The following is a 7,120-nucleotide window of genomic DNA, read 5'->3' on the forward strand; positions in this document are numbered from 1 at the left end:
GCTCCGCCTCCAAACCTCCGCCGGGGGGGATAATCCCCCCCGGACCCCCGTATTACTCAAAAGACCAACACCTTGCCTTGCTCCCCTCCCTTCCCCCCTCCCTCAACAACACTTCCCCGGTCGGCTGCCCCCGTAACGCGCCTCCTGCCGCTCCCGAAAGAACGCCTCATACCCCAAAGGCTCCCGCTCCGGATGACACCGCCTCATATGCCCACAATACGCCTCATAATCCGGAACCCCCACCATCAACCGGGCCGTCTGACGCCACAACACAACGAATCGCCCCCAAATCGCCCTCATGCCGCCTCCGTAAGCAATTCCATCGCCGCCTCCCGCGTGGTCACCCGGTTCTCGCGCCAAGCCTGCACACAGGCCCGAACCCCGAACCAAAGCATCGTCGCCACCACCGACATGAACAACAAAGCCAACGCCGCATCCACCCGATCATTGAAAACAATCTGCTGCATCTGCGCCAAACTCCTGGCCGGAGCGAGAAGTTCACCCTTGTCAATAGCCGCCTGGAACCTGTCGGCATGAGCCAGGAAACCAATGCGCGGATTGGCATGGAAAACCTTCTCCACCGCCGCCGTCATGGTGGTGATCATCACCCAGGTCAACGGCAATACCGGCACCCAGGCGTAACGGTGCCGCTTCATGCGGAACAACACCACCGTGGCCAGAATCAGGGCGATGTTGGCCAACATCTGGTTGGCAATGCCGAACAACGGCCACAACGTGTTGATGCCCCCCAACGGATCAACCACCCCCTGATAAAGGAAATATCCCCAGGCCCCGACACATACCGCCGTGGCCAACAGATTGCCCACCAACGAGGAGGAGCGCTTGAGGGCAGGCAGAAACACCCCCAACAGATCCTGAAACATGAACCGCCCCGCCCGAGTACCCGCATCCACAGCAGTGAGAATGAACAAAGCCTCGAAAAGAATGGCGAAATGATACCAGAAACCCATCATGGCGGTGCCGCCGAAAAGCTGGCCGAAAAGCTGAGCCATGCCAACCGCCAAAGTCGGCGCACCGCCCGTGCGAGACAGAATGGTGGTCTCCCCCACATCGCGGGCAGTTTGCTGAATCTGCTCCGGCGTGATGACAAAACCCCACTGGGAAATAACCCTGGCCGCCTGCTCCACATTGCCGCCCAAAATGGCGGACGGCGCATTCATGGTGAAATAAATGCCCGGATCGATACACCCCGCCGCCACCAGAGCCATGATGGCCACAAAAGCCTCCATGAGCATGGCCCCATACCCGATGAAACGAATGTGGTGTTCGTTCTCCACCATTTTCGGTGTTGTTCCGGAGGCGATGAGGGAGTGGAAACCCGAAATCGCGCCACAGGCGATGGTGATGAAGAGGAAGGGGAAGAGGGAACCGGCCCAAACCGGACCGCTGCCGTCGGTGAAGGGGGTGAAGGCGGGCATACGCAAGGGAGGGGCCACCAGCAGGATGGTCAGGGCCAATGCCAGGATGGTGCCGATTTTGAGGAAGGTGGAGAGGTAGTCGCGAGGGGCCAGCAGGAGCCAGACCGGCAGCACCGAGGCCACGAAGCCGTAAACCACCAGCATGCCGGTGAGTTCGACCCCGGAGAAGAGGAAATGGCGAGCCCAGTCGGGATTACGGGCCACCTCGCCCCCGAGCAGGATGGAGCCGATGAGCAGCACGAAGCCGATGAGGGAGACTTCACCGATGCGACCCGGTCGCCAATAGCGCAGGTAAAGGCCCATGAAGAGGGCGATGGGGATGGTGGCGGCCACGGTGAAGGTGCCCCAGGGGCTTTCGGCCAGGGCTTTGACCACGATCAGGGCCAGGACGGCGAGCAGGATCACCATGATCATGAAGGTGCCGAAGAGGGCCACCAGGCCGGGCGCTTCGCCGAGTTCAGCCTTGATGAGTTCGCCAAGGGATTTGCCGTCGCGGCGCATGGAGATGAAGAGGATGAGGAAGTCCTGAACCGCACCGGCCAGCACCACGCCGAAGAGCAGCCACATCATGCCGGGAAAATAGCCCATCTGGGAGGCGAGGACCGGTCCGACAAGGGGCCCCGCGCCGGCGATGGCGGCGAAGTGGTGGCCGAAAAGGACGTATTGGTTGGTGGGAACGTAGTCGAGGCCGTCGTTGTGACGCCAGGCGGGGGTTTGGCGGCAGCCGTCGAGTTCCATGACCCGTTGGGCGATGAAGAGGCTGTAGTAGCGGTATCCCGTCAGGTAGATGGCGGCGGCGGCGACCACGATCCACAGGGCGTTGATGGTTTCACCGAGGTGCAGGGCGATGGTTCCCAGCGCCATGGCGCCCGTCAGCGCCAGCACCAGCCAGGGCAGATGAGAGACGATGCGCGACAAGGGCGAACTCCTTTGTGGAAAATACCAAGGTCCGGGGGGGGATTATCCCCCCCGGTGGGGTACAGGGCGGTGCCCCAAGGTGCTGATGTTCTCGTAGCGGTCCGCAGCCGCGAATTTGCTTGCGGAAAATACGGGGGTCCGGGGGGGATTATCCCCCCCGGCGGGGTTTGGGGCAGCGCCCCAAGGTTTTATCCGTTGACGTGGCCGTAAGCGGTCCGCTGCACCAAGGAAAAACGCATCAGCCGATCTCCCGCACCGCCTGACTGTATTGCAGCGGACCGCGGGGGGGCAAGGGGGGGCCTCATCCCCCCATCTTTGAACGTGCCAGCAAACCGGAATCCGGTATATCCCCAGAAGCCCCTGTTCCCTTCGGCCCCGTTCCGCACGATCACTGGGAAAAAATCTCCTCCAGGGATTTGGCCTCCAGAATACGATCCGACCAGATTTCAAGACGTTCCGTGTCGGCGGCGTTGACTTTGGCGGCGACCCACTCCGGAAGTTCGCCGAAACGGCGACGCATCTGCCGGAGCAGAATGAGCGACTCGCCCTCCTGGCGGCCAAGCAAGGCCCCCTCCTGGCGGCCAAGCAACACCCCCTCCTGGCGGCCCTGTTTCAACCAGCCCTGAATCCACTCTTCGGCGCGTGTTTCCACCATTGTTTTGATCTCCAGTAGATTTTCGGTCACCGTGTGGTTTTGGTTCGCACCCAATCGTGTGGTGATCTGCCCCGCCAGCCCGGCCATGGTTTTTTTGATCCCGGCAAAGTCGGGATGGTTCTCGAACCAGCCGATCAAATCGTCCAGCAGAGCGGACAGGGTCGCCGGATCATGGCAATGTTCCAGCCGGAAGAGCATGGCCGACAGCGAGGCCCGGTTTTCCAGTTCGGCCAGGGTAAACCGTCCCTCGTCCAGAAGATGATACCGCAGCTCCGGTTGGAAATGCCATAAGGAAGAGCCTTCCGGCAGGCGGATCAGCTCCCTCAACCCGACGGGAACCGTCCAGGGCGGGTCGCCATTGTAGAGGACGATGGGAAAAACCGGGGGCAGGGAGCCGTCCGGGCCGAGCCGCTTCTCCCGGATGAGCTGCTGCCAGAGCAATCCGATGTAAACCAACACCCTTAGGAGGCGAGCAAGAATAACTTGCACATCTTGCTTGTCTTTTGGCCCGTCCGCGTCGTTGGGGAAATGGTTACATATCGACATATGCGCCCATTTCCCCGCCTTGCGGACAGGCCAAAATCCGGCGCAATCTGTACAAGTTATTCTTGCTCGCCTCCTCACCGCCATCCAGGGGTCGACGGTGGACTGGAATTCGGCCGGAAGGTAGAGGTATACCGCGCTCCCGTCCCGCATGGGGATGCGCCAGATGACATCCCCCTCCCGCCGTTCGTCCCCCTCGGCGTGAAACTTGGCGTTGACCCGTTCCATGCGCTCCAGGTCGAGCTGCGCCACCACCTCCGGGTCCACGAAGTGCCGCAACAGATCGGCCACCATGGGCGGGTGGGAGAACAGCTTGTGGTAAGTGGCGTCGTTGCTCATACGAAAATATTACCCGGCAAGGGAACCCCGTGTCCATGATCGGGCGGCTGCCGCATGGCCGGTGCGCATAGAATTTGATTATAGGCACCATCCTTCCCCTCAATAAAGCTCCCTGGACAATATTGAAACAAATATCTAGGCTAGACCATCCAAAATTAAGATCCATCCTTGGGGGAGGAATCATGATCGGTTTATTGAACGATTTATCGGTAAAGGGCAAGATGGCTGTTGGATTCGGCCTGGTCGGCCTGTTGTTCCTGGCGGTGATTTGGCGTTTCCAAAGCGGATTGCTGGGCGTTGAACACGAATACGAGCAGATGCTGGCCACGGCGGTTGCCCAGCAGGAGCTGGCGGCGGAGATCGAAGCCTCCATGCTGCTGGCGCGTCGTTCGGAGAAGGATTTTCTGCTGCGACTGGAGGCCAGTTACGAAGAGAAGGTGGCCAAGCAGGTGGCCACGGTTCAGGAGCTGGCGCAGCAGTACGGCAAAATCGCCCAGGAGACCAACGATCCCGAAGAGATGCGCATGGTGGCCTCCATCAAGGAGAACATCGGGGCATACGGTCAGGCTTTCGGCAACGTGGTGGCCGGTTGGAAGCGCAAGGGGCTGACGCCGTCGGAGGGGTTGCAGGGTGTCATGCGCGGTGCGGCCCACAAGCTGGAGGAGTCTCTCAAGGAGTTCGACGTCGACATGATGCGGGTGTTGTTGCTTCAGGCGCGTCGGGCGGAGAAGGATCTGCGTTTGCGCAAGGATGCCAAATACGCGGCATTGCAGCAGGAGACCATGGCCGAATTTCACAAGGAGGTGGGGGCCTCTTTGTTGGGGTCCGCGTCCAAGGCGAAGATTGCCGGGTTGGTGAAGCCGTATGAAGAGGCCTTCGCCAAGGCGGCCCGGGAGATTGCCGAGAAGGGGGGCGATGCCACCCCGGAGACGGCCAAACAGTTGAGCGAAACGGCGCGCGCCCTGGAGCAGTATCTGGATACCCAGTATGTGGGGGACATCTGGCGCAACTATCTGCTGATGCGTCGGGCGGAGAAGGATTATCAGGCTCGGGAGGAGGAGAAGTACGCCAAGCAGGTACAGGAGATCGTGGCGCAGTTGAAGAAGGATATTGCCGGCTCGGAGGTCGAGGAGGAGGGCAAGAAGAAGCTGACGGCCGTGCTGGACGAGTATCAGAACGCCTTCATGGCCACGGTGGCCGAGGATGGGCGCATCAGGGAGTTGGTTGAGCGCATGCGGGCGGCGGTGCAAGCCATCGAGGGACCGGTGGATGCAGCCATGAAGAGCGCCAAGGAGGAGGCGAAACGGGTTTCCGCCACCACCCGGGAGAACTCGGCGGCGGTGCGCACCCAGGCGTTGGCTATGGGTTTGATCGGTTTCCTGTTGGGTGTGGTGGTGGCCTGGATCGTGAGCGCCTATCTGGTGAACATTGCCGGTCGTTTGTCGGCCTTCATCACCAGGTTGGGGGATGGGGATTTGACGGGGAATTGCGGCATTCGCTCGAAGGATGAGTTCGGGCGCATTGCCGAGAATCTCAATATGGCCATCGACAAGTTGCGGGAGACTTTCGTCACCATTCAGAACGCCTCGGACGGGGTACAGGCGGGCAGTGCGGAGCTGGCCAGCGCCTCGGCGACCATGGCGGACGGGGCTTCGTCGCAGGCGGCTTCCATTGAGGAGACCAGTTCGGCGATGGAGGAGATGAGCAGCAACATTGCCCAGAACACGGAGAATGCGCGTTCCACGGAGGGGATATCCCGTGCGGCGGCGCAGGATGCGGAGGAGGGTGGCAATGCGGTGGTCAGTGCGGTGACGGCGATGAAGGAGATTGCGGGCAAGATTTCCATCATTGAGGAGATTGCCCGGCAGACCAATCTGTTGGCTTTGAATGCGGCCATCGAGGCGGCGCGGGCCGGGGAGCATGGCAAGGGCTTCGCGGTAGTGGCGGCGGAGGTTCGCAAGTTGGCGGAGCGTTCGCAGACGGCTGCGGGGGAGATCGGGCAGTTGTCCGCCTCCAGTGTGGAGGTTGCGGAGCGGGCGGGGAACATCATCAACAAGCTGGTTCCGGACATTCAGAAGACGGCGGCGTTGGTTGGCGAGATTTCGGCGGGTTCGCAGGAGCAGAGTCAGGGGGTTGGGCAGATCAACCAGGCGATTCAGACTTTGGATCGGGTGATTCAGCAGAATGCGGGCGCGGCGGAGGAGATGGCGGCCACGGCGGAGGAGTTGAGCAGCAATGCGCAGATGTTGGTGGATGCGGTTGCCTACTTCCGCACGGGGCAGGAGCATCAGCGTCAGACGTCGAGGCCGAAGCCGGTAATGAAGAAGGCGGCTCCGGTGGCGGCGTCGCCGGTGAAGAAGTTGGGGAAGAAGGCCCCGCTGGCCCTTCCCCCGCCGAAGCGGGGAGGGGGCAACAAGCCGGTAGCCGACGAGGAGTTCGAGTCCTTTTAGGCGTAAAACGGGTTGGGGGAGCCTGAGGGGGAGCTCTGCTGCCCCCTCAGCGGGGTCCGGGGCGGAGCCCCGATAAGTTGACGTTGACGTTAGCGGGTCGAAGCGCCGAAGGAGAGCTGCCCGAGCCGGTAGCCGGCAATGAGGAGTTCGAGTCCTTTTAGGCGTAAAACGGGTTGGGGGAGCCTGAGGGGGAGCTCTGCTGCCCCCTCAGCGGGGTCCGGGGCGGAGCCCCGATAAGTTGACGTTGACGTTAGCGGGTCGAAGCGCCGAAGGAGAACCGCCCAACCCGTTCACCCGCACGATTCGGGTAAACACTTCGACCCGCCGGAGGGGGCCAGGGGAGGGCCTCATCCTCCCCCTCCTTGAACGCGCGGCCCAGGCTGCCGCCGGTATATTCCCAAAAACATCCGCAAACCCGGAGGGGGCCAGGGGAGGGTCTCAACCTCCCCCTCCGTGAACGCGCGGCCCAGGCTGTCGCCGATTATTTCTCAAAAACTCCCACAAACCCACAGACCCTCCCCTTGCCCCCTCCCGCCGGGCCGAAGCCTTCGGGAAGTTTGGAAGAGGTGTTTGCCTCAGGAAGATCATCACAGCGCTTCGGCCCGGCAAGTCAAAGGCCACGCCTCGGGGCGCTGCCCCGAACCCTGTCGGGGGGATAACATCCCCTCGGCCCCCCGTATGATTAAAAAGCGCCGTACCCCAAGATGGACGCGATTAACATGCACCAAAATTTGCTTTTTCTCCGGGACTTCCCTAGACTGCCATGCACGAATAAT

Annotated in this window: 4 protein-coding genes; 1 reads left to right on the top strand and 3 read right to left on the bottom strand. The window is 61.6% G+C overall.

Annotated elements, in window-relative coordinates; translation table 11 throughout:
* Positions 1 to 102 precede the first annotated feature (102 nt).
* The 3 genes from HQL56_17025 to HQL56_17035 form a co-directional block, all read right to left on the bottom strand.
* Entirely contained in the window at positions 103 to 300 is a 198-nt protein-coding gene (locus tag HQL56_17025; GenBank protein ID MBF0311221.1) for a YbdD/YjiX family protein, read from the bottom strand.
* Complete coding sequence (locus tag HQL56_17030; protein ID MBF0311222.1) at positions 297 to 2,357, bottom strand: carbon starvation protein A; 2,061 nt, start codon at positions 2,355 to 2,357, stop codon at positions 297 to 299. Before HQL56_17030 ends, HQL56_17025 begins: the two co-directional genes overlap by 4 nt.
* Positions 2,358 to 2,745: 388 nt before the next feature.
* Positions 2,746 to 3,894 (bottom strand): Rpn family recombination-promoting nuclease/putative transposase, encoded by a 1,149-nt coding sequence (locus HQL56_17035; protein ID MBF0311223.1) that lies wholly within the window; start codon positions 3,892 to 3,894, stop codon positions 2,746 to 2,748.
* Positions 3,895 to 4,412: 518 nt separating this feature from the next.
* Here HQL56_17035 and HQL56_17040 point away from each other — a divergent pair.
* Entirely contained in the window at positions 4,413 to 6,344 is a 1,932-nt protein-coding gene (locus tag HQL56_17040) for a chemotaxis protein (protein MBF0311224.1), read from the top strand.
* Positions 6,345 to 7,120 lie beyond the last annotated feature (776 nt).

This window comes from Magnetococcales bacterium (genome assembly GCA_015231925.1).
Lineage (GTDB): Bacteria > Pseudomonadota > Magnetococcia > Magnetococcales > JADGAQ01 > JADGAQ01.

Coding starts and splice junctions, on each gene's coding strand:
- HQL56_17025 (MBF0311221.1), bottom strand. CDS start 300: ATGAGGGCGATTTGGGGGCGATTCGTTGTGTTGTGGCGTCAGACGGCC.
- HQL56_17035 (MBF0311223.1), bottom strand. CDS start 3,894: ATGAGCAACGACGCCACTTACCACAAGCTGTTCTCCCACCCGCCCATG.
- HQL56_17040 (MBF0311224.1), top strand. CDS start 4,413: ATGCGCATGGTGGCCTCCATCAAGGAGAACATCGGGGCATACGGTCAG.